The organism is Arthrobacter sp. Soil761, from assembly GCF_001428325.1.
In the GTDB taxonomy this organism is placed as follows: Bacteria; Actinomycetota; Actinomycetes; order Actinomycetales; family Micrococcaceae; genus Arthrobacter.
The window spans coordinates 205,604-230,550 of the sequence record NZ_LMSF01000029.1 but is presented as its reverse complement, the minus strand read 5'-3'; the positions used below and the strand labels follow the sequence as shown (position 1 = coordinate 230,550).

The 24,947-nt window shown below is 67.9% G+C and carries 28 protein-coding genes; 16 read left to right on the top strand and 12 right to left on the bottom strand.

The annotated features are described in order from the left end of the window. Window positions 1–21: 21 nt before the first annotated feature. Window positions 22–279 carry a metal-sensitive transcriptional regulator gene (locus tag ASG79_RS17475; RefSeq protein WP_018768793.1) on the bottom strand — a complete coding sequence of 86 codons (258 nt, stop codon included), beginning with the start codon at window positions 277–279 and terminating at the stop codon, window positions 22–24. 124 nt (window positions 280–403) lie between these two features. Here ASG79_RS17475 and ASG79_RS17470 point away from each other — a divergent pair, with 124 nt between their 5' ends. The 7 genes from ASG79_RS17470 (at window position 404) to ASG79_RS17440 (ending at window position 5,825) form a co-directional block, all read left to right on the top strand. Next, on the top strand, window positions 404–1,021 hold the full coding sequence (locus ASG79_RS17470; RefSeq protein ID WP_018768794.1) for a rhodanese-like domain-containing protein: 618 nt from the start codon (window positions 404–406) through the stop codon (window positions 1,019–1,021). Then, complete coding sequence (locus tag ASG79_RS17465; RefSeq protein ID WP_018768795.1) at window positions 1,018–1,776, top strand: sulfite exporter TauE/SafE family protein; 759 nt, start codon at window positions 1,018–1,020, stop codon at window positions 1,774–1,776. The genes ASG79_RS17470 and ASG79_RS17465 overlap by 4 nt, the downstream gene beginning before the upstream one ends. Window positions 1,777–1,796: 20 nt before the next feature. Next, window positions 1,797–2,138, top strand: a complete 342-nt coding sequence (locus tag ASG79_RS17460; RefSeq protein WP_056392779.1) for a rhodanese-like domain-containing protein — start codon at window positions 1,797–1,799, stop codon at window positions 2,136–2,138. Window positions 2,139–2,191: 53 nt separating this feature from the next. Continuing rightward, window positions 2,192–2,488 (top strand): rhodanese-like domain-containing protein, encoded by a 297-nt coding sequence (locus tag ASG79_RS17455; protein ID WP_018768797.1) that lies wholly within the window; start codon window positions 2,192–2,194, stop codon window positions 2,486–2,488. A gap of 50 nt (window positions 2,489–2,538) precedes the next feature. Next, window positions 2,539–2,901: a thioredoxin gene (trxA, locus tag ASG79_RS17450; protein WP_056392777.1), complete on the top strand. Its 363-nt coding sequence runs from the start codon at window positions 2,539–2,541 to the stop codon at window positions 2,899–2,901. Between the two features lie 105 nt (window positions 2,902–3,006). Next, entirely contained in the window at window positions 3,007–4,407 is a 1,401-nt protein-coding gene (locus ASG79_RS17445) for an MBL fold metallo-hydrolase (RefSeq protein WP_056392775.1), read from the top strand. 140 nt (window positions 4,408–4,547) lie between these two features. Beyond that, entirely contained in the window at window positions 4,548–5,825 is a 1,278-nt protein-coding gene (locus ASG79_RS17440; RefSeq protein ID WP_056392772.1) for an MFS transporter, read from the top strand. A gap of 9 nt (window positions 5,826–5,834) precedes the next feature. On the opposite strand, the gene ASG79_RS17435 is transcribed toward ASG79_RS17440, so the two are convergent. Genes ASG79_RS17435 through ASG79_RS17390 form a run of 10 tightly spaced genes read right to left on the bottom strand, consistent with a single transcriptional unit; the run spans window position 5,835 to window position 15,773 of the window. Further along, entirely contained in the window at window positions 5,835–6,809 is a 975-nt protein-coding gene (locus ASG79_RS17435) for an alpha/beta fold hydrolase (protein WP_056392770.1), read from the bottom strand. Continuing rightward, the gene (locus tag ASG79_RS17430) at window positions 6,806–7,048 is read right to left on the bottom strand and encodes an acyl carrier protein (protein ID WP_056392768.1); all 243 of its coding nucleotides are present in this window, start codon (window positions 7,046–7,048) and stop codon (window positions 6,806–6,808) included. Before ASG79_RS17430 ends, ASG79_RS17435 begins: the two co-directional genes overlap by 4 nt. Before the next feature lie 28 nt (window positions 7,049–7,076). Further along, window positions 7,077–8,462 (bottom strand): dihydrolipoamide acetyltransferase family protein, encoded by a 1,386-nt coding sequence (locus tag ASG79_RS17425; RefSeq protein WP_056392766.1) that lies wholly within the window; start codon window positions 8,460–8,462, stop codon window positions 7,077–7,079. Continuing rightward, entirely contained in the window at window positions 8,455–9,447 is a 993-nt protein-coding gene (locus ASG79_RS17420) for an alpha-ketoacid dehydrogenase subunit beta (RefSeq protein ID WP_018768804.1), read from the bottom strand. The genes ASG79_RS17425 and ASG79_RS17420 overlap by 8 nt, the downstream gene beginning before the upstream one ends. Further along, window positions 9,444–10,493, bottom strand: coding sequence for a pyruvate dehydrogenase (acetyl-transferring) E1 component subunit alpha (gene pdhA / locus ASG79_RS17415; RefSeq protein WP_056392764.1), 1,050 nt, complete (start codon window positions 10,491–10,493; stop codon window positions 9,444–9,446). Before pdhA ends, ASG79_RS17420 begins: the two co-directional genes overlap by 4 nt. After that, window positions 10,490–12,325 carry an acetate--CoA ligase gene (gene acsA, locus ASG79_RS17410; RefSeq protein WP_056393147.1) on the bottom strand — a complete coding sequence of 612 codons (1,836 nt, stop codon included), beginning with the start codon at window positions 12,323–12,325 and terminating at the stop codon, window positions 10,490–10,492. The genes pdhA and acsA overlap by 4 nt, the downstream gene beginning before the upstream one ends. Before the next feature lie 52 nt (window positions 12,326–12,377). Beyond that, window positions 12,378–13,712, bottom strand: a complete 1,335-nt coding sequence (locus ASG79_RS17405) for an erythromycin esterase family protein (protein ID WP_082581803.1) — start codon at window positions 13,710–13,712, stop codon at window positions 12,378–12,380. After that, window positions 13,709–15,049, bottom strand: coding sequence for a phosphoribosyltransferase (locus ASG79_RS17400; protein ID WP_018768808.1), 1,341 nt, complete (start codon window positions 15,047–15,049; stop codon window positions 13,709–13,711). Before ASG79_RS17400 ends, ASG79_RS17405 begins: the two co-directional genes overlap by 4 nt. A 5-nt stretch (window positions 15,050–15,054) precedes the next feature. Beyond that, window positions 15,055–15,402 (bottom strand): CU044_2847 family protein, encoded by a 348-nt coding sequence (locus ASG79_RS17395; protein WP_018768809.1) that lies wholly within the window; start codon window positions 15,400–15,402, stop codon window positions 15,055–15,057. 14 nt (window positions 15,403–15,416) lie between these two features. After that, complete coding sequence (locus tag ASG79_RS17390; protein ID WP_056392762.1) at window positions 15,417–15,773, bottom strand: SPW repeat domain-containing protein; 357 nt, start codon at window positions 15,771–15,773, stop codon at window positions 15,417–15,419. A gap of 197 nt (window positions 15,774–15,970) precedes the next feature. On the opposite strand from ASG79_RS17390, the gene ASG79_RS17385 reads away from it, so the two are divergent. From ASG79_RS17385 to ASG79_RS17360, 6 genes are all read left to right on the top strand, one after another. Further along, complete coding sequence (locus tag ASG79_RS17385; protein WP_056392760.1) at window positions 15,971–16,327, top strand: PadR family transcriptional regulator; 357 nt, start codon at window positions 15,971–15,973, stop codon at window positions 16,325–16,327. After that, window positions 16,324–16,689 carry a DUF1048 domain-containing protein gene (locus tag ASG79_RS17380; RefSeq protein WP_018768812.1) on the top strand — a complete coding sequence of 122 codons (366 nt, stop codon included), beginning with the start codon at window positions 16,324–16,326 and terminating at the stop codon, window positions 16,687–16,689. Before ASG79_RS17385 ends, ASG79_RS17380 begins: the two co-directional genes overlap by 4 nt. A 25-nt stretch (window positions 16,690–16,714) precedes the next feature. Next, entirely contained in the window at window positions 16,715–17,530 is an 816-nt protein-coding gene (locus ASG79_RS17375; RefSeq protein ID WP_056392759.1) for an ABC transporter ATP-binding protein, read from the top strand. Then, the gene (locus ASG79_RS17370; RefSeq protein WP_056392757.1) at window positions 17,527–18,291 is read left to right on the top strand and encodes an ABC transporter permease; all 765 of its coding nucleotides are present in this window, start codon (window positions 17,527–17,529) and stop codon (window positions 18,289–18,291) included. Before ASG79_RS17375 ends, ASG79_RS17370 begins: the two co-directional genes overlap by 4 nt. Window positions 18,292–18,424: 133 nt before the next feature. Next, window positions 18,425–19,627 (top strand): alkaline phosphatase family protein, encoded by a 1,203-nt coding sequence (locus tag ASG79_RS17365; RefSeq protein ID WP_235509838.1) that lies wholly within the window; start codon window positions 18,425–18,427, stop codon window positions 19,625–19,627. Between the two features lies 1 nt (window position 19,628). After that, complete coding sequence (locus ASG79_RS17360) at window positions 19,629–21,263, top strand: phospholipase C (protein ID WP_056392752.1); 1,635 nt, start codon at window positions 19,629–19,631, stop codon at window positions 21,261–21,263. A 23-nt stretch (window positions 21,264–21,286) separates the two neighbouring features. Here the strand turns inward: ASG79_RS17360 and ASG79_RS17355 are convergent, their stop codons facing one another. After that, the gene (locus tag ASG79_RS17355) at window positions 21,287–22,432 is read right to left on the bottom strand and encodes a glutamate--cysteine ligase (RefSeq protein ID WP_056392750.1); all 1,146 of its coding nucleotides are present in this window, start codon (window positions 22,430–22,432) and stop codon (window positions 21,287–21,289) included. Between the two features lie 199 nt (window positions 22,433–22,631). On the opposite strand from ASG79_RS17355, the gene ASG79_RS17350 reads away from it, so the two are divergent. From ASG79_RS17350 to ASG79_RS17340, 3 genes are all read left to right on the top strand, one after another. Beyond that, entirely contained in the window at window positions 22,632–23,354 is a 723-nt protein-coding gene (locus ASG79_RS17350) for a VIT family protein (RefSeq protein ID WP_056393141.1), read from the top strand. 60 nt (window positions 23,355–23,414) lie between these two features. Continuing rightward, entirely contained in the window at window positions 23,415–23,903 is a 489-nt protein-coding gene (locus ASG79_RS17345) for a hypothetical protein (protein WP_018768819.1), read from the top strand. 172 nt (window positions 23,904–24,075) lie between these two features. Further along, window positions 24,076–24,933: a cytochrome c oxidase subunit II gene (locus ASG79_RS17340; protein ID WP_018768820.1), complete on the top strand. Its 858-nt coding sequence runs from the start codon at window positions 24,076–24,078 to the stop codon at window positions 24,931–24,933. Window positions 24,934–24,947 lie beyond the last annotated feature (14 nt).

The window sequence follows — 24,947 nt, the reverse complement described above, 5'->3', positions numbered from 1 at the left end:
TCCGCTGATAATGCAGGCTGATTAGGCCAGGGAGAGGAAGAGCTTCTCCAGGTCCTTCCGGTCCATGGTCTGGTCCTTCTGCGTGATGCACTGCTCCAGCCCGGTGGCAATGATGGCGAAGCCGGCGCGGTCGAGGGCTTTGGACACGGCGGCCAGCTGGGTGACCACGTCCTTGCAGTCCCGGCCTTCTTCAAGCATCCGGGTGACGGCGGCGAGCTGTCCCTGGGCGCGCTTGAGGCGGTTGATCACGGGCGTGAGTTCGGTTGGGTTCAGTTCCATAAGAAGGGTCTCCATTGATGGGGTGCTCCCGTCAACTGTATACCCCTCCGGGTGTTTTGACTACCCCCGGGGGTATCTGTGATACTCGGTGGGGTATCCAGCCCATCCCTTCCGAGAGGCATCAATGACTTCCCCTTCAAAAGCAACCGCCGTTAAAGCGCTTGCCCCCGAAACCCTCCGGTCCTGGTTCACGGAGCACCAGGACCTCGTGGTCATCGACGTGCGCTCCGCCGCCGAATTCGAGTCCATGCACATCCGCGGCTCCTACAACGTGCCGCTGCCGCTGCTCTCGGAGCACACCGATGAGCTCGCCGCCCGGCTGGGTTCACGCGTGGTCCTGGTCTGCCAGTCCGGCGTCCGCGCCGAGCAGGCCCGGCAGCGGATGGCCACCGTCGGCCTCGACACCGCCTACGTCCTCACCGGCGGCGTTCCGGGCTTCGCCGCCGCGGGCGGCGACGTGGTCAAGGGCAAGGACCGCTGGGACCTGGAGCGCCAGGTCCGCCTGGCCGCCGGCTCCCTGGTGATGCTGGGCCTGGTGGGCGGCAAGTTCGTCTCCCCCAAGGTCCGCATGCTTGCCGGCGCCATCGGAACCGGCCTGACGTTCTCGGCCGCAACCAACACCTGCGCCATGGGCAAGGCCCTTTCGGCCATGCCGTGGAACAAGGCCGCCAAGGAGCCCACCCGCGAAAGCGCCATCCTCCAGCTTCCCGTTCCGGCAGCAGAAGAGGACGCCGCGGCATGATTCCGGCCCTGGGCCTGGGGCTTGTCGTCGGCATCGTCCTGGGCGTCGTGGGCGGCGGCGGCTCCATCATCGCCGTTCCGGCCCTGGTGTACGGCGTGGGCATGAGCCCCGCCCAGGCGATTCCGACGTCGCTGCTGGTGGTGGGCGTATCCTCGCTCACGGCCCTGCTCCCCAGGATCCGGGAGGGCCTGAACTGGCCCGTGATCGCCCTGGTCGGCGGCGCCGGGATTCCGGCGGCCTGGGCCGGCGCGGCCGTGGGCAAGCTGCTGGACCCGAACCTCCTGATGCTGGCGTTCGCCGGAATCATGGTGGCCGCAGGCATCCGGATGCTGATGAAACCCCGTGAAACCGAAGGGTCCTGCAGCACGGGGCCGCACCGGGCGTTCCGCTCCTGCGCCCCGAAGGCCGTAGGCGTTGGCCTGCTCGTCGGGTTCCTCACCGGGCTGCTCGGCGTGGGCGGCGGCTTCCTCATCACCCCGGCGCTGACCATCTTCCTGGGCCTGCGCATGAAGCAGGCCGTCGGAACGTCACTGGCAATCATCGTGGTCAACTCCGCTGCCGGCTTCAGCGCCCACGCCGCCGGCTACACCGTCGACTGGGCCACCACCCTGGCGTTCGCGGTCCCGGCAATCCTGGGATCCGTCGTCGCCGCGCGGCTGGCCCGCCGCCTGCATGACAAGCACATCCGCATCTCATTCGCGGTACTCATCTTCGCCGTCGCGGCATGGGTCACCGCCGGCACGGTCACCGCCTGACCCACCAAGAGGAGAACACCATGGGACTCATCGATTCCCTCAAAAAAGCCTTCAGCAAGCCCTACAAGACGGTATCCGTGGCGCAGGCCAAGGAACTCCTGGGCTCGGGGGCCACCCTGATCGACGTCAGGTCAGCCCAGGAATGGCGGACCGGCCGGGCGCCGCAGGCCAAGCACGTCCCCCTGGACCGGCTGCAGGCCAGCACCGCCGGGATCCAGAAGACCCGCCCCGTGATCGCCGTCTGCGCCTCCGGAGTACGGTCCGCCTCAGCAGCACGCCTCCTGGCCGCCAAGGGGTACGACGCCTACTCGGTACGCGGCGGCATGGCCGCATGGCGCCAAGCCGGCGAGCCCGTCCGCTAGGCAAGCAACACCACCCGGCAACCCAGCCGAAACCACTTCAAAGGAGAACCACCATGGCTGAAATCACCATCACCGAAACCGACCAGCGCCGCTCCACCGCCCGGATCCTTGACGTCCGCGAGGACTTCGAAGTCGCCGAAGGGATGATCCCCGGCGCATTGCACATCCCCATGGGCGAGCTGCAGGCCCGCTTGTCCGAACTGGACCCGGCCGTGCCCGTGATCGCCATTTGCCGCAGCGGCAACCGCAGTGCCGCCGTCGCTGAAGCCCTCAACGGCGTCGGCTACAAGGCGGACACCATGGCCGGCGGCATGACCGCGTGGACCCGCGCCGGACTCCCCACCACCTAGGCCCTGCCGCGAGGCAACAACCCCACCCGCCCGAAAGGACACGACAGACCATGGCAACCATCGACATCACCGAGCAATCCTTCGCCCAGACCCTGGAGGACAACAACATCGTCTTCGTAGACTTCTGGGCAGCATGGTGCGGCCCGTGCCGCATGTTCGCCCCCACCTACGGCGCCGCCGCCGAACGCCACCCGGACATCACCTTCGCCAAGGTGGACACCGAAGCCGAACAGGCCCTCGCCGCCGCAGCAAACATCACCTCCGTCCCCACCCTGATGGCCTTCAAGGACAAGACCCTCGTCTTCTCCCAGCCCGGAGCACTCAACGCCACCGGCCTCGAGGAAGTCATCCAGGCCGTCAAGAACCTGGACATGGACAAACTCCGCGCCGAAGCCGGCCACCAGCACGCCTGAGCCACCGGCGGCCACATCAGTTCCCCTCGTTGCGTTATACCCCGGGGGGTATCTATACTTGATTCAGAACCCCTCCATCCCCTTTCACCCGAAGGAGAGCACCAGATGCTTATCGAACGCATTTACGACGAAGACCTGGCCCAAGCCAGCTACCTGATCGGCTGCCAGGCCAAGGGTGAAGCCATCGTGGTGGACGCCCGCCGCGACATCGCCGTCTACCAGGACCTCGCCGCGAAAAACGGCATGAAGATCGTGGCCGTCACCGAGACCCACATCCACGCCGACTACCTCTCCGGCACCCGCGAACTTGCCGCTGCCACCGGCGCCAGGATCTACGTCTCCGGCGAGGGCGGCCCGGACTGGCAGTACGAATTCGACGGCGAGCGGCTGTACGACGGCGACACCATCACCCTGGGCAACATCACCATCAAGGCGGTCCACACCCCGGGCCACACCCCGGAGCACCTGTCCTTCCTGGTGACCGACGGCGCGTTCAGCAACCAGCCCGGCTACCTGCTCTCAGGCGACTTCGTGTTCTCCGGCGACCTGGGCCGGCCTGACCTGCTGGACGAAGCAGCCGGCGGCGTGGACACCCGCTTCGTGGGCGCCAAGCAGCTCTTCGCCAGCCTGCGCGACAAGTTCCTGACCCTGCCGGATTACGTCCAGGTCCACCCCGCGCACGGCGCGGGCAGCGCCTGCGGCAAGGCCCTCGGCGCCATCCCGTCCTCCACCGTGGGCTACGAACGCCTCTACGCCTGGTGGGGCCCGTACCTCGCCGCCAATGACGAGCAGGGCTTCATCGATGAACTCCTGGACGGCCAGCCCGACGCCCACGCCTACTTCGGCCGCATGAAGCGCGAAAACCGCGTGGGGCCGGCCGTCATGGGCGAACGCGCTCCGCTGAAGGAACTGGACACCGCCGTCGTGGCCAAGGGCCTGGCGGAGGACACGCTGACGTTCATCGACACCCGTTCCAAAGACGAAGTGCACCGCGGCACGGTGGCCCGGTCCCTGAACGTCCCCGCCGGGAAGTCCGTGGCCAGCTACGGCGCCTGGGTGGTCAACCCGGAAACGGACAAGAACCCGCTGGTGCTCCTTGCCAAGGACCGGGACCAGGCCCAGGACATGTGGGACCATCTGGTCCGGGTGGGCATCGACAACGTGGCCGGCTACGTCACCGGCATGGAGGGCCTGCCCACCTTCACTCCCAAGCTGATCCAGCCGGAGGAACTCGGGAAGTTCGACGCCGCGATGCTCCTGGACGTCCGCAACAAGACCGAGTACAAGGCCGGGCATGTCCCGGGCGCGTACCAGCTCAGCGGCGGCCGCCTCATGTGGCACCTGGATGAACTGCCGGCCGGCGGAACCATCGTGTCCTACTGCCAGTCGGGCGTCCGGAACTCCGTCGCCGCCAGCGCCCTGCGCCGGGCCGGGTACGACGTCGTCGAACTCGATGGCAGCTACGCCGCCTGGAACGCCTGGCAGAACAGCGTCCCCGCCGCCTAGCCACTCCACCCAAGACCACCCGGGCAGGACCCCCCTCCTGCCCGGGTTCAGGTCCGGGCGCGTCCTCGCGTGTCCGGACCCGGCCCGGGCGTGCCCCCGCACGCCCGGGCCACCTTACGTCCCCACGAACGGAGCACCCTATGCCGGGCAGGACCCTCCCCCGCCATGCCACCGGAACAGCCGGTGCCGTGCTGGGCCTGCGGCAGAACCTGGCGCAGTTCATGCTGCTGGTGGCTGTCAACGCGCTGGTGGGCGGCACCCTGGGCCAGGAACGCACCGTCCTGCCCCTGCTCGCATCCCGGACGTTCCACCTGGACCTGTACACGGGCGCGCTGACCTACATCCTGGCCTTCGGCCTGTCCAAGGCCGCGATGAACTACTTCGCCGGCACGCTCTCGGACAGGTACGGCCGGAAACCCGTCCTCGTGGCGGGCTGGCTGGTGGCAGTGCCCGTACCGCTGATGCTCATCTTCGCCCCGTCGTGGGGCTGGATCGTGGCGGCCAACGTGCTGCTGGGCATCAGCCAGGGCCTCACCTGGTCCACGGCCGTGATCATGAAGATGGACCTCGTCGGCCCCAGGCAGCGTGGCCTGGCCATGGGCTTCAACGAGGCGGCGGGCTACCTGGGCGTCGCCGCCACCGCGCTGGCCACCGGCTACCTGGCAACTGCCTACGGCCTCCGCCCGGCCCCGTTCCTGCTGGGTGCCGCGTTCATTGCCCTGGGACTGGGCCTGACTGTCCTGGCCGTCCGGGAGACCCACCACCATGCCATGGCTGAGGCCTCACAACACGTCGGCGTCCACAGCAACGCCCATGCCGGCCTCTCCACGGGCCAGGTGTTTACCCTCACCAGCTTCAGGGACCGATCCCTTTCGGCAGCCAGCCAGGCCGGCCTGGTCAACAACCTCAACGACGGCCTGGCCTGGGGCCTCTTCCCCGTCCTGTTCGCCGGCGCAGGCCTGGACCTCGGCCAGATCGGCATCCTGGCGGCCGCGTACCCCGCCGCCTGGGGTGCCGCCCAGCTGGCCACCGGCGCCGCGTCGGACCGGTGGGGACGGAAATGGTTCATCGCGGCCGGCATGCTGGTGCAGGCCGTGGCACTGGGAGTGGTCGCATCAGCGCACAGCTTCGGGCCATGGCTCGCCGCCGCCGTCGTGCTGGGCTTCGGTACCGCCATGGTCTACCCCACTCTGCTGGCCGCCATCGGAGACGTGGCCCACCCGGCCTGGCGGGCCCGCTCCGTGGGGGTCTACCGGCTGTGGCGCGACGGCGGATTCGCCGTCGGTGCCCTCCTCTCGGGTGTCCTCGCCGACTTCTACGGCATCCCCGCCGCGATCGCCGCCGTCGCGGTCCTTACCGCAGCCTCCGGCGCCGTGGTTGCCGTCCGGATGCGCGGCAGCGACCACGCCGCGGGATAAAGCCGGCCATTAGCCGCCGGGGGCAACGAACCGCCGGATCTCCGCCGCCATCCGCCCGGACTGCGTCCAGTGGAGGTAATGACCGCCCTCAAGGGGCAGCACCTGGTGCCGCGTGACGTTCCTCAGCAGGTCTTCAGCCGCGGCCGTTTTAGTGGCTATCCTGTCATTCTGTTCATCAGCGATGAAGGCCAGGACCGGAAGGTCTGCGGGGTATGTGACGCCGCGGAGCGCCGCAGCGTTGTTTGCGATGCGGGCCGTTTCATCGGCCACCGCGGAGTTGCCGAAGTTCCAGATCATCATGGTTCGCATCCGCTTCAGCTCTTCGTCGGAATAGGCGTTGCTGTCCGGATCGAAGAGGCCCGGCGCCACGGCGGCAACGTCGCGGATCAGCCCCGTTGCGGCCACCAGCTTCGCCCAGTTGATGCCGGGCTGCGGCTCCTCCACCGGATGGTCCCCCGGTTTGGGAATTGTCGCGTCGATGCCCACCACCGCTGAGACTTCCGGGCGGTAACGGTTGGCATAGTCCAGCAGGTAGAACCCGGCGATAGAGTGGCCGGCCAGGACATAGGGCTGCCGGACCTGGAGCTTTGACAGGACCTCATGGAGCTCGTTGCTGATGTTCTCATTGGTCCGCGCGCTGGCCTCCATGTCGCTGTAGCCATAGCCGAACCCTTCCACCACGATCACATCGAAGTCGCCGAGTTCGCGGATCAACGGGGTGAAGTCCAGGCCGGGCGCGGCGGTTCCCAGGCCGCTGAGCAGGATGAGAGGCGGGCCCTGATGTGCTGCCGCGTTTCCATTGCGGACCACATTCAACGATCCCCCGGCCGCCGCCACCCGCTCACCGTAGCCGGGCATGGTTGCCTTCTCCTGCGCCTCCAGGGCCGCGTTGGCCATCGCCGAGACCAGGACCAGCCCCAGGACAACCAGCGCCGCGATCCCCAGGCGGCGGCCCCAACGGCGGCGCTTCTTCCGGGTATTCACCCGTGCCCTGCCAGGTACGTGACCAGGCCGTCCACGGTGGCCACCGCAGGGTAGTCTGCCTCCGGGATGTCCACTCCCGTGCCCTCCGCGATGACCTCCACCAGGCGGAGGAAATCCAGCGAGTCCAGTTCCAGGTCCTGGCGCAGCCTGGCGCTGCCCTCCAGGTCCTCGGGACCCACGTCGGGCGCCACTTTGCCGATGGCGGCCTCCACCGCCTGGCGCGCATCCTGTTCGTTCATGGCTCCTCCTCCGTCCGGCTCCCGCTGCTCACAACTTTTCCGGCGCCTGCAGCAGTTCGTCGATGCGGGCCAGGAAACGCCCGCCGCGCAGCCCGTCACTGACCCGGTGGTCCGCGGACAGGGTGGCGATGGCGGCGTGCCGGATGCCGAGCATCCCGTTGTGCGCCCACGGCTGCTCCAGCACCTTGCCGAAGCCCACCATGGCCACCTGCGGCGGGTAGATCACCCCGTACACGCTTTCCACGCCGAGGTCCCCGAGGTTGGTCACTGTGATGGTGGGATCGGCCATCTCCGCGCGCTGCAGCCGCCCCGCCCTGGCCCGGCCGACCAGGTCCCGCAGCTGGTCCATCAGCTGGTCCAGGCTGAGGGTGTCCGCGTGGTGCACCGCCGGGGCCACGATCCCGCCGTGCCGCAGGGCAACGGCGACGCCCAGGTGCACAGCACTGCTGGGATGGAACGCGCCCTTGGTGAAGAACCCGTTCATGTCCGGTTCTTCCTTCGCCGCCAGCGCGGTGGCCTTCAGCAGCAGGGCCGACGGCACCAGCCGCGATGACACGGGGCGCTGCTGGTTCGCCGCCTGCATCCACGCCATCGCCGCCGCCAGGTCCAGGGTGGTGGACAGGTAGTAGTGCGGAATTTCCTTCTTGGAGCGGGACATCAGCGCGCCGATGGCCTGCCGCAGGCTTTCCGCCTTGCCGCCGGCCGCCGTCGTCCGCTTCCGCCCGGGTTGCTCCTCCTCCGGGGTTCCGCGCGGCGCTTCCGCGGTTGGGGCTTCCACCGGTTGGGCTTCCGACGGCGGTGCTGCCGCAGGCTTTTCCGCACCGGCTTCCTTAGCTGGCCGTCCCCGGGGCGGAACGGCGGCGAGCACGTCCTCCTCGGTGACGGCACCGCCCGGGCCCGTCCCCGTGACCGCGGACAGCTGGACGCCGAGTTCGGCGGCAAGCCGCCGTGCCAGCGGCGACGACCGGACCCGGTGCGCTTCGGGTGCTGTTGCCGGCTCCGGCGCCCGGGTGCCGGACGCCGCAGCGGCGCGTTCGACGTCGGCCCTGGTCACCTCGCCGTCCGTGCCGCTGCCGCTGATGCGTCCGACGTCGACCCCCAGCGTGTGCGCAAGGTGCCGGACCGGGGGTGCTGCCTTTGCGCCGTGGTCCGCGGGCGGGGCTGGCGGGAGTTCGGCGGGCGTGGCGGTGATCCGGGCGATGGGGGTGCCCACGTCCACGGTGTCGCCGATGTCCACCAGGAACTCGGCCAGCACGCCTTCCTGGAACGACTCGATGTCCATCACGGTCTTGTCGGTGTCCACGGCCGCCACCAGGTCACCCTTGTGGATGTAGTCCCCGGGCTTGACCAGCCATTCCACCACCTTGCCATGCTCCATGTCCGCGCCCAGGGACGGCATCCGGAACTCAGCCACCGGCGCCCACGGCCCTTCGCGCGGCGGCCATGACCCGCTCCACGGACGGCAGCGCGGCCTGCTCCAGGTGCTTGGCGTACGGGACAGGGACCTCCAGGCTGCACACCCGCTCCACCGGCGCGTCCAGGTCGAAGAAGGCCTGCTCGGCGATCCTGGCCGCGATCTCGGCCGAGATGCTACCGCTGCGCCAGCCTTCGTCCACCACCACGGCGCGGTGCGTCTTTTCCACGCTGGCGAGGACGGTGTGCATGTCCAGCGGGCGGAGGGAGCGGAGGTCGATGACGTCGGCGTCGATCCCTTCCCCGGCCAGCTGACCGGCCGCGTCCAGCACCATGGGCAAGGTGCCGCCGTAGGTGATGAGCGTCAGGCCCTGCCCGCCTCCGTTCCCTTGCCGCAGGACCGCCGCCTTGTCGATGTCCACGGCGCCGGCATCGTCGTCGAGCTCGCCGGCCATGTTGTACAGGGAACCGTGCTCGAAGATCAGCACCGGGTCCGGGTCCTGCAGCGCGGTCCAGAGCATACCGCGGGCGTCGGCCAGGGTGGCCGGGGCAAGGATGCGCAGCCCCGGAATGTGGGCATACCAGCCCTCCAGGCTGTGCGAGTGCTGGGCCCCGAGCTGACGGCCGGCGCCGGTGGTCATCCGGATGACGATGGGCACGTTGAACTGGCCGCCGGACATGTGCAGCAGGGTGGCCGCGTTGTTGATGATCTGGTCCAGCGCCAGCAGGCTGAAGTTGACGGTCATGATCTCGACGACGGGCCTCATCCCGCCCAGCGCAGACCCGATCCCTGCCCCCACGAAGCCGGACTCGGACAGCGGGGTATCGCGGATCCGTTCCGGCCCGAATTCCTCCAGCAGCCCCAGGCTCACGGCGAAACTGCCGCCGTACCGGCCCACGTCCTCGCCCATCAGGAACACCCGTTCGTCCCGCTGCATGGCCTCGCGCAGCGCGGCACGCATGGCCTCCCGGTAGGTGGTTTTCATCCTTCCGCCCTGCCTTTCCCGGCCCCGTCGCCGGCACTGACATCGCCACTGTCACTCTCCGCCCGGTCGCTGTACACGAACCGCGCCAGTTCGGACACCGGTTCCGGCGTCCCGTTCTCGGCGAACCCGACGGCGGTGCTGATCTCCGCGTCCACGTCCGCCGTAAGTGCGGCCCAGTCCTTCTCCGGCAGCCGTCCCGCCGCCCGCATGGCACCCTGCAGCAGGCTGATGGGGTCCCGTTCCATCCACTGCGCCACCTCGGCTTTCTCCCGGTACAGCTCCGGATCGAACATGGAGTGGGCGCGGAAGCGGTACGTGCGCAGTTCCAGGAAGTGCGGGCCGCCGCCGGACCGGACGGCGTCCACGGCACGCCTGGCTGCTTCCTCGACCGCGAGCACGTCCATGCCGTCCACGGCCCAGGCGGGGATTTCATACCCGGCGGCCTTGAGCGCGATGTCCGTCTGGGACTCGGAACGGCCCAGCGCGGTTCCCATGGCGTAAAGGTTGTTTTCGCAGCAGAACAGCACCGGCAGCTGCCACAGCGCGGCCAGGTTCATGCTTTCGTGGAACTCGCCTTCGGCCACCGCGCCTTCGCCGAAGAAGCAGACGGTGACCCGCTGGCGCCCGGACATCCGGTCCGCGAGCGCCAGGCCGACGGCAAGCGGCAGACCCCCTGCCACGATCGCGTTTCCGCCGTAGAAGCGGGTGGCGGCGTCGAACAGGTGCATGGATCCGCCACGCCCGCGGCAGCATCCCTCGGCATGGCCGTACATTTCGGCCAGGATGGCTCCGGCGGAGACGCCCCGCAGGAGGGCGTGCCCGTGTTCCCGGTAGGTGGCCACCACGGCATCCTCGGGTGCCAGGGTTTCCATCACCCCGGCCGCCACGGCTTCCTCGCCGATGTAGACGTGCAGGAAGCCGCGGATCTTGGCGGCGCTGTACAGCTCGATGCATTTTTCCTCGAGCCGGCGCACCCGCAGCATCTGCCGCAGCAGGTGGAGGGCATGCTCCGCGTCCGGGACGGCCTGGTTCTTGAGGGTACTCACGGCTGGTCCTTCAGTGTCACGGCCGGTCCTGCCGGTGATTCCAGTGTTGAGGTGTCGCCTTCGGGCAGCCCCAGCTCGCGGGATTTGAGGAGCCGCCGCAGGATCTTGCCGCTGCGGGTCTTGGGCAGGGTGGCGGTGAAGTCGAGCAGCCGGGGTGCCACGGCGGCGCCCAGCCGTTTCCGCGCGAACCCGATGATGTCCAGCTGCAGCTCCTCCGTGGGCTCGTTGCCAGGCTTGAGCTCCACGAAGGCCTTGACCACTTCGCCGGCCACGGGGTCCGGCACGCCGATCACGCCCGCTTCGGCGACGGCCGGGTGCTCCATCAGGCAGCTTTCCACTTCGAAGGGCCCGATCAGGTGGCCGGAGGACTTGATCACGTCGTCGCCGCGGCCCACGAACCAGAAGTAGCCGTCGCCGTCGCGCTTTGCCAGGTCCCCGGTGAGGTACCAGCCGCCGGCGAAGCACCGCCGGTACCGTTCCTCCTCGTTGAGGTAGCCGCGGAACATGGACGGCCAGCCGGGCCGCAGCGCCAGCTCCCCCATGGCGTCCGGCTCGGTGACCAGGACCGCCTGGCCGTCCCGGAGCACGGGCTTGCCGTCGGCGTCCCGGGCCACCAGGGCGGCCTCGATGCCGGGCAGTGGCCGGCCCATGGAGCCCGGACGGATGTCCATGGCGGGGTAGTTGGCGATCATGATCCCGCCCGTTTCGGTCTGCCACCAGTTGTCGTGCACCGGCAGGCCCAGCACGTCCTGGCCCCACACCACTGCCTCCGGGTTCAGCGGCTCCCCCACGCTGGCGATGAAGCGCAGGGCGGAGAGGTCATGGCCGGCGGCTCGTTCCGCGCCTGCCTTCATGAGCATCCGCAGGGCCGTGGGGGCGGTGTACCAGACGGTGACGCGCTGCTCCGCGAGGATGCGGTACCAGCGGTCGGCGTCCAGCTCCTCCTCGTCCACGATGGCGGTGACCCCGTGCACCAGCGGCGCGATGATGCCGTAGGACGTGCCGGTCACCCAGCCGGGATCGGCGGTGCACCAGTAGATGTCATCGGGGTGCAGGTCCAGCGCGTAGAGGCCGGTGGCATAGTGGGCCGCGACGGCGCCATGGACATGGATGGCGCCCTTGGGCGTGCCCGTGGTGCCGCTGGTGAAGTGCAGCAGGGCCATGTCCTCCGGCTGGGTGTCCGCGACCGCGTCGATTGGGTCAGCCCCAGCCAGGAGCCGGGCCAGGTCCAGGGTTCCCGGTTCGGGGCTGCCGTCCGCGTCCACCAGCAGGACGTGGCGGAGTTCGGGAAGGGTGTCCCGGAGCGGCGCAACCTTTTTGCGGTAGAGCGTTTTGGTGGTCACCAGTACCCGGCCGGCCCCCAGGTGCAGCCGCTGCCGGACAGGCTCGGGGCCAAAGGCGGAAAAGAGCGGGCAGAAGACGCTGCCGTTCTTGAAGGTGCCCAGCACGGCCACGTACAGCCCGGGGCTGCGGCCCAGGAACGAGAAGACCCGCTCGCCCCGCCCCACCCCAAGGCTTCGAAGTACGGCGGCGAACCTGTTGGTCTGGTCCGCAAGGTCGCCGTAGCTCAGGGACCGGGTGCCGCCGTCGGCCTGCACAAAGCGCAGGGCTTCCTTGCCGCCGCGGCCTTCCGCCACGTGGCGGTCAACGGCTTCGTAGGCAATGTTGAGGCCGCGGCCGCCGGGCAGCCCGGCCAGCGCCTGCCGTGCCTGGTCCCAGCTGAAGTCCCGCCGGGCGGCATCATAATCGGCCAAATTGGGCTGGACCGGGAAGGCTGCCACGTCCTTGGTGATGGCAGGCCAGCGCGTGGACCCCTCGGTTCCGGTGGCCATGGTGCTCCTCTGGTCCATCATGTTCCTTTGTTATGGGTGGAACCGCTGTGGGCTAGAACCCCGAGGGCTCGGTTTGGAGCTCCGGTTCGCCGGGCTGGTACTCGTGGTGCAGCGGCCGCAGGGCCTCGGTCCGCGGATGCCAGAACAGCGCGTCGTAACGGTCGCCCATCCGGGTGGGCACATAGTTGCCCCTCTCCCGGCGTGGGTTGTACACCACGCCGATGGCCCGGTGCCCGCGCCAGGACGTCAGCCACCGCCCGGCCCGTTCCGGCCCGAACACCAGCACCGACGGTTCGCCCAGCGCCTCGTGGAGGAGGTCCTCGTGGCTCCCGTGCACTGCGGCCGGAACATCCATGGTCCACTCCGGCGAACCCCAGGATTCGGCGGCCGTAACGGACCCGGAGTAGGACGCGAACCCGGCCAGCACCACCTGTCCCGGGTGGCGCTGGCGGACCAGCTGGCCGACGTTGACCATGCCGTCAAGCGCCATGTCCGTGGCCCGCGCGTCGCCGACGTGCGTGTTGTGCGCCCACACCAGCCCTTTGGATGCCGGCCCGTGGTGGGCGGCGATGCGTTCGATGGTGTCGCTCATGTGGTGGTCGCGGATGTTCCAGGACTGCTGGTCGCCGCGCACCATGGTCCGGTAATAGCGCTCGGCGTTGGTGGCCACAATGGCGTTCTGGATGGCGTCGAAGGCCGCCGGATCGTCCTGCATCCGGCCCAGCGTCCGCCGCCGGACTTCCGCCAGCAATGCCACCACGTCCGCTTCACAGGACTGCGGCACCAGCCGGTTGCTCATGGCATACCGCTGCGGGTCCTCCCGGAACGGGATAAAGCAGTGCCAGGCCTGCAGGGCGGACGGGAGGGCGTCGGCGGCGTTGGCCTCCAGCCAGGCGAAGATTTCCCGCAGCGAGTCCCACAGCGAATAGACGTCCAGGCCATAGAAGCCCGTCCGCTGGTGTTCGGGCAGGCGGAGGTTCCATTCGCGCAGCCAGGTGAGGAATTCGGCCACCTCGTGGTTGGCCCACATCCACGTGGGCCACCGTTCGAATCCGGCCAGCAGCCGGCGCGCGTCCATCTCCTGTCCGGATTCCCCCCGGACCCAGCGGTTGATGCGCCAGCAGTCCGGCCAGTCGCCTTCCACACCGATCCAGGTGTAGCCGTACTCTTCGATCAGCCGGCGGCTCAGCAGCGCCCGCCAGTGGTAGTACTCCTGGGTGCCGTGGGATGCCTCGCCCAGGCAGACGAAACGGGCCGGGGCGGCGAGGCGGACCAGCGGTTCGAGGTCGTCGGCGGTGGCCAGCGGGTGGGCGAGGCTGCGGATTTGGGCGGCTTCCGCCGCCCGTTCCCCGCCGTGTTCATCCCGGTGGCCCTGGGCCGCCGTCATTCCCTGGCCTCCGGCCGGGCGCGCCCCACCGGGGACGGCAGGAGGTACTGCCGGAACCAGTCCGCGGCCAGGGTGGCCGCCATGGCCAGGGTGCCCGGTTCCTCGAACAGGTGGGTGGCCCCGGGAACGATCTCCAGCCGCGTGGGGGCATGCATCTGGGCCATGGCCTGGCGGTTGAGGGCCAGCACCTGGGTGTCCGCCCCGCCCACGATCAGCAGGGTGGGGGCCTTCACGGCGGGAAGCCGCGGCCCGGCAAGGTCCGGCCGGCCGCCCCTGGAGACGACGGCCTCAACTTGGGCGCCGGGCTCGGCTGCAGCCCACAGAGCGGCGCCGGCCCCGGTGCTTGCGCCGAAGTAGCCGATCCGGCCGGCGGATCCGTCGTGGCGCGCTTCCAGCCAATGGGTGGCGGAGGAGAGGCGCTGGGCCAGCAGGGCGATATCGAACACGTTGGCCCGGTTGACTTCCTCCTGGGGTGTGAGCAGGTCAAGGAGCAGGGTGCCAAGGCCGGCCCCATGCAGGACGGAGGCCACGAAGCGGTTGCGCGGGCTGTGCCGGCTGCTGCCGCTGCCGTGGGCAAAGAGGACCGTGCCGTCACACCTGGCGGGCAGGTAGAGGCTGCCCCGCAGTGTCACCGTTCCCGCCGGAATCTCAACATTCTCTTCCAGGCTCCCGTCTTCCCCTTCCTCGGCGCGGTGGCGGGGCGGGGACGCGGCGGCGTCGAGCAGCTGCACCACCTCGCCATCCTCCGTGGGCGAGAAGTCGTGGTAGTAGTAGCCCACGGCCTGGAAGTTTTGGGGTGAAAGCAGGCAGACGACGTCGTCCGGTTCCTTGAGCTCCACGACGGCGCGGGCGGGGGCAACAGGAACGGCAAGGATGACTCTTGCCGCACCGAGTTGCCGGGCCACCTGGCAGGCCGCCCTGGCGGTGGAGCCGGTGGCGATGCCGTCATCCACGATGATGGCCGTGCGGCCGGTGAGGTCGATGCGCCGGCGCCCCTGGCGGAACCGCGCCACCCTGCTTTCCAGCAGGGCGCGTTCATGCCGTTCAACCTGCTGCAGGTCCTCCTGGGTCACCCGGGCCATGGAAATGGTGCGCGGATCCAGGACCCGGACATTGCCCTCCCCGATGGCTCCCATGGCCACCTCGGGCTGGAACGGAACCCCCAGTTTCCGCACCACGATCACATCCAGCGGCGCGTCCAGGGCCTTGGCTACCTCGAACGCCACCGGGACGCCGCCCCGGGGCAGTCCCAGCACCACAACGTCCTTTCCGCGCAGGGGGGCGAGCCGTTTACCCAGCCGCCGCCCGGCGTCGGACCTGTCATGAAACGCAACCATAGCCATCACCCGTTATGCGTGATTTCTTCCCCGGGCAGGGCTCCAGCCGCCGGGCTCCAGGACATTCGAAGGACAAAATGGGCGTCGGAACTGCTCTTTGCAATCACCGCCCCTGCGTCCCCCGCGAGCTTCACCCCGAACTCGATCTCTATTTGTTCGGGGGTGAGTTCCGCCATGGCCTCCAGTGCTGCGCGGGCAGCCGGGCGGACGCTGGCAAGAGCGTCTTCCAGCCGCCTGCCTGTGTCCAGGATCCCCTGTTCATTGCGGGCAGGATGGTCCACGCCGTAGCTGTCGTCCGCAGTCTCAACCAGCACTGTTCCGGAGCCCACTTCGTAACGCAGCACTTCAGTCATGGCGGATGCCTCCGCTAATGCGAAATGCGGAGATTGTGATGGGCTTCCGTGCTGGGCTTAATGGCCACCGCGGTGACCACCAGCGCTACTGCCCCGGCAATCCATGATGTCCAGGCTGCCCCCGTCGCGCCCGTGTAGGTCCCCACAAACGGCGAGACAACCAGCGCAGCGGCCAGCACGGCCTGTGCCCATTCCATCGCCGGCATTCCCGGCATGGCCAGGTTGATGACGCCGCTGACCACCAGGAGCCCGCCGAAGAGGAGCATCAGGGTGGTGGACATGCTTTGCTGCCGCGTCCACAGGACCGCGATAGCGGTGAAGAGACCGGCGGCGACCGTCACGTAGTCCTGCCACCGATACCACTTTTTCACTGAACTTTCCTTTCTGTTGCGGGCGGAACGCCTTGTGCGCAACCGCCCCGCAGGCCCCAGCTTCCCGCGGTTTAAGTCAACGCCCGGCAACAGCGGGGTGCTAGGGCAGAAAGACCTACGAGGCCCTTGCGGTCCTGGTACTCAGTGTTACTATCTACTGGTAGTCAGCATCACTAAGTAGCAATGAGGAGCCCCCAATGGGCAAGCAAATGACCGAGATGCTCAAGGGCACCCTGGAGGGCATCGTCCTTGCCATCCTCGCCGCGCAGCCCGCCTACGGGTATGAAATAACGGCCCGGCTGCGGGAGGAGGGCTTCGCCGACATTGTCGAGGGCACGGTGTACGCGCTGCTGGTCCGCATAGAACAGCGCGGCCTCGTGGACGTCGCAAAGGTCCCATCCGAAAAGGGGCCACCCCGCAAGGTCTACACACTGAACACGGCAGGCAGCGCCTACCTGGACGAGTTCTGGAGCACCTGGAGCTTCATCGCCGAACGGATAGAGCACCTCCACCACAACAAGAACCAGCCACAGGAACAAGGAGAACAACCATGACGCAGGGATGGATCGAGAAAGTCACCGGCCCGTTCGACGACAAAAAGCGTTGGCGCCAGTACAAGGCGCGCAAAGAGCAGCTGCCCGGCAGCTACCGCACCACCATTGACGCCCTTGAGCGCTATTTCACCTATGCCGGGGCCATCGTCAAGGGCGACGTCCTCATGCAAATGCTCGAAGACCTGGCGGACCTGGTGGAAGGGGCCGCCGCTGACGGTACGGCCATTCGGGACATCGTGGGGGACGATCCGGTGGAGTTCGCGGAAACCTTCATCAGCAACTACTCCGACGGCCAGTGGATCAACAAGGAGCGGCAGCGCCTGACGGACTCCATCAACAGGGCCGCCGCCGACGGCGCCTGACCACCGCCACGGGAAAGGACCGGCCATGACCCATGACCAGGCCCCGGCACCCGCCATCCGGGTACAGGGCATCGAAAAGTCGTTCAAGGGCCTGCGCGTTCTGCGGGGCGTCCACTTCGACGTGGCGCCGGGAAGCATTTTCGCGCTCCTGGGCTCCAACGGCGCCGGGAAGACCACGCTGGTGCGCATCCTGTCCACGCTGCTGCGGGCGGATGCAGGCACCGCCATGGTGAACGGGTACGACGCCGGCGCGGAGCCGGAGGGCGTGCGCGGCTCCATCAGCCTCACAGGCCAGTTCGCCGCGGTGGACGACGTGCTGACCGGGCGGGAGAACCTGGTGCTGATGGCCAGGCTGCGGCACCTGCGGAGCCCTGGGGAGATTGCCGGCCAGCTCCTTGCCAGGTTTTCCCTCACCGAGGCCGGGAACCGCAGGGTGTCCACCTACTCCGGCGGGATGCGCCGGAGACTGGACATCGCCATGAGCCTGGTTGGCAGCCCGCCGGTCATCATCCTGGACGAGCCCACCACCGGCCTGGACCCGCAGGCCCGCCTTGACGTCTGGCAGACCGTGCGCCAACTTGCTGCCCGCGGAACCACGGTGCTGCTCACCACGCAGTACCTCGAGGAGGCCGAACACCTGGCCGACCGGATAGCCATACTGCACCAGGGCACCATTATCAGGAACGGGACCCTTGCCGAACTCAAGCGGCTGCTTCCGGCCGCCACGGTGGAATACGTCGAGAAGCAGCCCTCGCTGGAGGACGTCTTCCTAGCCCTCGTCGGGGACCCGGCCAAGGACGGCTCCGAAAGCACCACCGGCGCACGAAAGGAACTGCCATGACCACCCATATCCTCAGCGACACACGGGTCCTGGCCGGCCGCTCGCTCCGCCATATCCTGCGCAGCCCGGACACCATCATCACCACCGCCGTCACACCGGTGGCCATGATGCTGTTGTTCGTCTACGTGTTCGGCGGTGCGATCAACACCGGCGCCGGCGGCCCGTACGTCAACTACCTGCTCCCCGGGATCCTGCTCATCACCATCTCGTCCGGCGTCGCCTACACCGCCTACCGGTTGTTCCTGGACCTGCAGGGCGGCATATTCGAACGGTTCACCTCCATGCCGGTGGCCAGGGGCAGCGTCCTGTGGGCCCACGTGCTCACGTCACTGGCCGCCAACTTCGGGGCACTGGCCGCCGTGGTGGGCGTTGCCCTGCTGATGGGATTCCGCAGCGGAGCCTCCGTGGCCGCCTGGCTCGCCGTCGTCGGAATCCTCGCCCTCTTCACGCTGGCACTGACCTGGATCGCCGTGATCGCCGGGCTGCTGGCGAAAACCGTGGACGGGGCCAGCGGTTTCAGCTACCCGCTGATTTTCCTGCCGTTCATCAGCTCCGCTTTTGTTCCCACCGGTTCCATGCCCGGCCCGGTGGCCTGGTTCGCCGAGAACCAGCCGGTGACGTCCATCGTCGATGCCATCCGTGCCTTGCTGGCGGAGGAAGCCGTGGGCAGCGGCATTTGGACGGCCCTGGCCTGGCTGGCGGGACTTCTCGTGGCAGCCAGCGCAGTCGCCGCCGCCGTATACCGCCGAAAGTTCACCTGAACCCGGCACCGGCGGCAACCCGGAACCTGATTCACTGCCAACTCACAGCGATTGCCCCTGCACAACTCGGCATCTGTATGCAAGAGTGGCGTCAACGCTGGGGCGCTGTAGAGACCGACGACAGGGGCCGCGTGTGTACCGAATATCAGCCCGCTCAACCGCTGTTCGGCGGCGGCCCTCACCCGCGCTGCTGCCACTGCTGGCCCTGCTGCTGTTCGGGCTCGTGGCCTGCCAGGGTCCAGCACCGGCATCGCCTCCCGATTCCCAAAGCGCCACGCCATCCGAAAGCCCCGAGGCGGAACCAACACCCACAGAGACCCCAGGCACCGCCGTCGATCCGCAGGGCACCCCCACGGCCGCCGGAGCCCCCGGGCACGTATTCGTGATCAACCTGGAGAACAAGAGCTACGACTCCGTGTGGGGTGGCAACTCCGCCGCGCCTTACCTGTCCGGAACCCTCCGGAAGAAGGGCGTGCTGCTGCAGAACTACTACGGCATCGCCCACAACTCGCTGCCCAACTACCTGGCCCAGATTTCCGGCCAGCGGCCCAACGACAATACGGAGCAGGACTGCCGCACCTACACGGAGTTCAACACCACGGGCAGCGACGGGGACGGCACCCTGCAGGGCAACGGCTGCCTCTACCCGGACCAGGCGCAGACCATCGCCGGGCAGTTGAGCGCGTCTGGCAAGACGTGGAAGGGGTACATGGAGGACATGCAGCAGCCCTGTGAGCACCCGGCCCCCGGCGAACCCGACAACCACATCCGGGCGACCGCCGACGAGATGTACTCCACGCACCACAACCCCTTCGTCTACTTCCACGCCATCACGTCGTCCCCGGACTGCGTGAAGAACGTGGTGAACTTTTCGGCGCTGGCAAAAGACCTGAAATCCGCAGCCACCACTCCAAACCTTGCCTACATCACGCCCAACCTCTGCCACGACGGGCATGACGAATCCTGCGCCGACGGCACCCGCGGCGGACTGAGGGCCGTGGACTCGTGGCTTAAGGCCCATGTGCCGGCCATCCTGTCCTCCCCCGCATACAAGCAGGACGGCGTGCTGGTCATCACCTTCGACGAGGCCGAGGGCGACACGGCCGGGCCGTCCGCCGGAGACGCCGGGAGCCCCGGAGGCGGTGCAGCCGGCGGCAAGGTGGGTGCCCTGGTGCTGTCCCCGTTCAGCCCGCCAGGGGCCACATCGGACCAGCCGTACAACCACTACAGCCTGCTGGCCACCATGGAGGACATCTTCCACCTGCCGCGGCTCGGGATGGCCGGCGACCCGGGCGTGCAGGCCTTTGGCGGCGATGTCTTCCGGCAGGCTTCCTAAGATGGGCTTCCCGGGGCAGGGACGACGGCCCGGTGTCCCGGCCGCCGCCTTGACCGTGGCGGCCCTGGTGCTGCTCGCCGTCGTGGTTCCCGTTGCCCTGCGCCCCGGGACCTCGTCCGGAACCAACGGAGGGATCTCCAAGATCAAGCACGTGGTGATCATTACCCAGGAGAACAGGTCCTTCGACAGCTACTTCGGCACCTACCCGGGTGCCGACGGCATTCCCATGCAGGACGGCAAGCCTGCCGTTTGCCTGCCGGACCCGGCGCGCGGAGGTTGCGTTGCGCCGTTCTATGATTCATCAGACAGCAACGACGGCGGCCCGCACAGTCCGGCCGACGCGGCGGCAGACATCAACAACGGTGCCATGGACGGGTTCGTGGCCCAGGCGGAAAAGGGCATTGCCCATTGCGAGGCGACTGCCACCGACTGCACGTACAAGACCAGGCGCACCGACGTGATGGGCTACCACGACCGAAAACAGCTGCCGACCTACTGGACATACGCCGACAATTTCGTGCTTCAGGACCACATGTTCACCTCCGCCGCAGCCGGAAGCCTGCAGGCCCACCTCTACATGGTGTCCGAGTGGTCGGCCAAGTGCACGAAGCCCGGGGAGCCGTCGTCGTGCGTGGATGCACTGGATGGCCTGGACAATGAACCTGAAAAGGCGGAGTTCGATGACAGCCTGATCGGCGAATGCCAGGCAGACCAGGACCTGCAGACCTGCCGCGACGCCCTCGGGGAGGCAGGCAGTGGCCCCGACCTTGCCGTCCAAACCCAGCAGCTGGCAACGGCCAGCTGCAAACGCACCGATTCCTACGCCACCTGCAAGGCCGCCGTCGACGCAGCACCATTCCCGGCCGCGCTGAAGGAGAAGCTGGCAGCAGCAGCCAAGAACCTGAAACAGCCCAATTACGCCTGGACCGACCTGACCTACCTGCTCCACAAACACAATGTGCCGTGGGCCTACTACGTCTTCAGCGGCACCGAGCCGGACTGCCGCAACGATGCCGCCACGTGCGCCCCCGTTGAGCAGGATGCCGAAACGCCGGGGCGGTGGAATCCGCTGCCGTACTTCGACACGGTCAAGGAGGACGGCGAGCAAGGCAACATCAAACCGCTTGCCGGTTTCTACGACGACGCCAGGCAGGGCAGGCTGCCGGCCGTCAGTTGGGTGGCACCCAGCGACGAGGTCAGCGAACATCCCCCGGCCAAGGTCAGCACCGGCCAGCAGTATGTTGCCGGGCTGGTCAACGCGATCATGAGCGGCCCGGACTGGGACAGCACCGCCATCTTCCTGAACTGGGACGACTGGGGCGGGTTCTATGACCATGTCCAGCCACCTGCGGTGGACAACAGCGGCTACGGCCTGCGCGTCCCCGCCATGGTCATCAGCCCCTACGCGAAGAAGGGCTACATCGACCATCAGATCCTCAGCCAGGACGCCTACTTCAAATTCATCGAGGACGATTTCCTGGGCGGCGAAAGGATCGACCCCGCCACCGACGGCCGGCCCGACAACCGCCCCGGGGTCCGGGAGAACAACCCGCAACTGGGCGATCTGGCCAACGCCTTCGACTTCAATCAGACACCGCTGCCGCCATTGATCCTGCCCAACGCCACCACCTACTGACGCCTGCGTCCAGGACGCGGCTCCTAGGAGGAGCCGGCAGTGCAGTCAGCGGCATCCTGTACTACCTGCTCCAGGTCGCCGGTGCGGTGCAGCACCTCCATCTGCCGCACGGCGCCGGTGCCGGTGTTGAGTACCGCGTCCACCAGGGCCTCCACCCGGGGCAGGTCATCCATGTCTTCCAGCGCCCCACGGATGTGGTTCAGCAGGGAATTCACGACGGCGAGCGCGGACGCCGGGCGGTGCGTGTGCGGGTCCAGCAGTTCTCCCCGCAGCCCCCACCGGCTTGCTTTCCAGGCGGCCAGCCGAAGCAGCGCCGAGGGCGCCGACACCGGCTCGATGCCCTCGCGCCATTCCCGCGCGGACGTTTCCACCAGGCCCCTGGCAATTCCCGCCAGCATGACGGTGTTCTCCGGCCGCAGGCACACGTCGGCCACGCGGATCTCTACTGTGGGGTAGTGCCGCGAGAGGCGGGCATCGAAGTAGACCATGCCCTCGTCCAGGGCGACGCCGGTGCTCACCATGTCGTGCACCAGCTGGTGGTAGGCGTCCGGGGTCCCCAGGATGTCCAGCGGACCGGCCGAGGGCCAGCGGTTCCAGACCTGGGAGCGGTAGCTGGCGTAGCCGCTGTCCTGGCCGTGCCAGAACGGTGAGTTGGCGCTGAGCGCGATAAGCACCGGCAGCCAGATACGCATCCGGTCCAGCACGGCCACGGCTTCCTCCGGCGACTCCACCGAAACGTGGATGTGACACCCGCAGGTGAGCTGTTCCCTGGCGGTCAGCCCGTATTCCTCCGTCATTGCCCTGAATCTCCGGAGCTGTACGGGATGCGGGTCAGCCGGGAGCGGCGAGGTTCCCAACGCGGCCACCCTGACGCCGATGTCCCCTGCCGCCTGCCGGGCGATACCCCGCCCGGCAATGATGTCCTGTTCCAGCCGTGCCAGGGTGGCGTGGGGCGGGGTGACCACCTCGATCATTTCCTGCTGGAACTCAGCGGCCAGGACGGGCCCGGCTCCGGCCTGCAGGGGGCGGACGTACAGGTTCAGGAGTGCTCCGGCCATCGGCACGGCTTCCCCGTTTGCGGGGTCCACCAGGAGCAGCTCCTCCTCGACGCCGAACGTTCGCCTGCCTGCGCCCGCGCCTCCATTGCCGTCATTGCCGTAGGTGTCCATCGCCGTCGTCCTCCTCCCGTTGCCTGCTCTTGGAGCGCCCAGGCCTGGATCCTGCTTTTCAGGACTAGTAAGTAAACTTATTTGTTTTAAGGTACGCCCAGGATTGCAGTTGGTACAGGGTCTGCACCAGGCATGCCCGTGTGGTTAGGGGATGCAAACCTTCGTGGCAGAGGGGTCCCTGCAGTGCTTTACTGCCAGCATGTCTGAAACTCTCAAGCTGAGCCGCAACGAACCGCACGACAGCAGCGTGGCATCCCGCCTGAACTGGCTGCGGGCCGGTGTCCTGGGCGCGAACGACGGCATCGTCTCCGTGGCGGCAACTGTGGTGGGCGTGGCCGGGGTGACCAACGACCTCGCGCCAATCCTGGTGGCAGGCACCGCGGCGGTGGTGGGCGGCGCCGTGTCCATGGCGTTGGGCGAATACGTTTCCGTGAGCAGCCAAAGCGACAGCCAGCGGGCACTGATCGAAAAGGAACGCCAGGAGCTCAGGGACGATCCCGACGGCGAACTGGCAGAGCTTGCGCACATCTACCAGGCAAAGGGACTCAGCGAAGCCACGGCTCGGACAGTTGCCGAAGAATTGACGGCAAAGGACGCACTGAAGGCACACCTGTCTGCCGAACTGAACATCGACGAAGAGGAAGTGGTCAGCCCCTGGCACGCGGCCTTCGCCTCCGCCATCGCGTTCACCGTCGGCGCCGTGCTGCCTATGCTGGCCATCATCTTCCCGCCCGAAGGGGCGCGCATCCCGGTCACGTTCGTCGCCGTCATCCTGGCGCTCGCGCTGACCGGCACCGTCAGCGCCAAAATCGGCGGCAGCTCCAGGCGCAAGGCCACCATCCGGCTGGTGGTTGGCGGGGCGCTTGCCATGGCCTTCACGTTCGCAGTGGGAAGCCTCCTGGGCACCACCGGCATCGCCTAGCCCTTCTCGAGCCCAGCCACTTCCCACATTCCGCTGCCCGCTACTGATCAGGAGTTTCCCGTGCTGGAGATCGCCGGCCTTCCGGCCCATATTCTGTTGATCCACGGCGTGGTGGTCCTGGCTCCGCTGGCCGGGGTCTCGGCAGTGGTTTTCGCCCTGCTCCGGCGCACCAGGCGTTACCTGGCCTGGCCCATGGGAGTCCTGGCACTGCTGCTGGTTCCGCTGTCCGTCCTTACCGCCGAAGCGGGGGAACAGCTGGAAAAGGCCAGGGGCGCGTCACAACTGGTTGAGGAGCACGCCCACCAGGGGAGTTTCCTCCGCTACGTCACAGTGTTGTTCCTGGTGGCCGTGGGTGCCCAGATCACCGCAGCCTTCCCCACGCTCCTGACACGCCGACCCGCCTTCCACGGTCTCCGCGGGCTCCTGGAGTCCCGCTGGCTGCTCCCCGCCACCTCGGTGCTGGGCGTACTGGCGGGACTGTTCCTGGTGTACCAAAGCATCGTGACCGGCCATTCGGGAGCAGTGTCCGTTTGGGCCGGCAGCCGCTAGCCCCCCCCCCCCCCCCCCCCCCCCGAAAACCTCTTCCCATCAGCATCCGCCCCGGCGTAGGGTGGGGCACACAACTGCTGGTCCCGGGGCCAGCAGTGGGCTCATGCAGTTGGGCTTCTGGAGCATGCCGGAGGGACCACAGGTGGGTAGGAAACCATTCAAAAACCAAAGCATGCGGCGCCTGGCAGGACTGGGCGCTGGCCTTGGTGTGTTGCCGCTGCTGGCCTCCTGCTCCGCCGAAGTGTCCCGCGGCTTCCTGCCCGGGAACCGTGACACCACCAACAACACCGCGCTGATCACGGACCTGTGGGTCAACTCCTGGATCGCTGCACTGGTGGTGGGCATCATCACCTGGGGACTGATGATCTGGGTCATCGTTGCCTACCGGCGCCGGAAGAACACCGTAGGGTTCCCCGCGCAATTGAGCTATAACCTTCCGCTGGAAGTGTTCTACCTGGCCATCCCGCTGATCGTCATCGGCGTCCTGTTCGTCTTCACGGACCGGGAACAGCGGGCCATCGATGCACGCTACCCCAACCCGGACGTGGTGATCGACGTCTTCGGCAAGCAGTGGTCCTGGGATTTCAACTACGTCAAGGAACAGGTCCACGAGGACGCCGGACAGCAGGCCCACCTGACCGGCGACTGGGGCACCCCGGACCGGCTGCCCACCCTCTACCTGCCGGTGGGCAAGAAAGTGGAACTGCACCTGCAGTCGCGCGACGTGCAGCATTCCTTCTGGGTGGTGGATTTCCTGCAGAAACGCGACCTGTATCCGGGCCACGAACAGTACAACCCCTACATCAACATCACCCCCAACCGCGTGGGCGAATACATGGGCAAGTGCGCCGAACTCTGCGGCGAGTACCACTCCGAGATGCTGTTCAAGGTCCGGGTGGTCAGCCAGCAGGAGTATGACAGCCACATCGCGGACCTGAAGGCCAAGGGCAACACGGGCAACCTGGGCGCCGACTACAACAGGGCACCGATGTCGGCCCCGTCACCGCAGGCCCCGGACGCAGCACAGTAAAGGAGGGCACCGAA